The sequence below is a fragment of the Staphylococcus sp. EG-SA-17 genome, from assembly GCF_017151845.1.
In the GTDB taxonomy this organism is placed as follows: Bacteria; Bacillota; Bacilli; order Staphylococcales; family Staphylococcaceae; genus Staphylococcus; species Staphylococcus aureus.
Genome location: NZ_JACVZO010000124.1, coordinates 1 through 385 on the forward strand (window position 1 = coordinate 1; position 385 = coordinate 385).

The 385-nt window shown below is 40.5% G+C and carries 1 protein-coding gene; it reads right to left on the minus strand.

Translation table 11 applies throughout. From position 1 onward, the window contains the following. Positions 1-385: Rib/alpha-like domain-containing protein (locus IDG65_RS14365; protein ID WP_274611366.1), on the minus strand; the 385-nt coding region annotated here is incomplete at both ends.

A 385-nucleotide genomic window follows, 5' to 3' on the forward strand; every position in this document is an offset into this window, starting at 1 on the left:
GTAATTGTTGGTTGTTCTTTATCTGCTGGATAATCTGGGATTGTCACTGAACCTGTTACATCATCTGCTGTCGTTGGTGTGCCATGATCTTTCGTTACACCATCTGTTGTTGGTTCATAAGCATCATTATCTGCTTGTTCTCCTACTGTTACTGGTACTTTAATGTGATCTTCCGTACCATCTGGATATTTCACTGTCACATCTACTTCTGTTTTACCTGGTGTATTACCGTCTGGTAATTGTGTTGCATCATCCACTGTAATTGTTGGTTGTTCTTTATCTGCTGGATAATCTGGGATTGTTACTGCTCCTGTTACATCATCTGCTGTCGTTGGTGTGCCATGATCTTTCGTTACACCATCTGTTGTTGGTTCATAAGCATCAT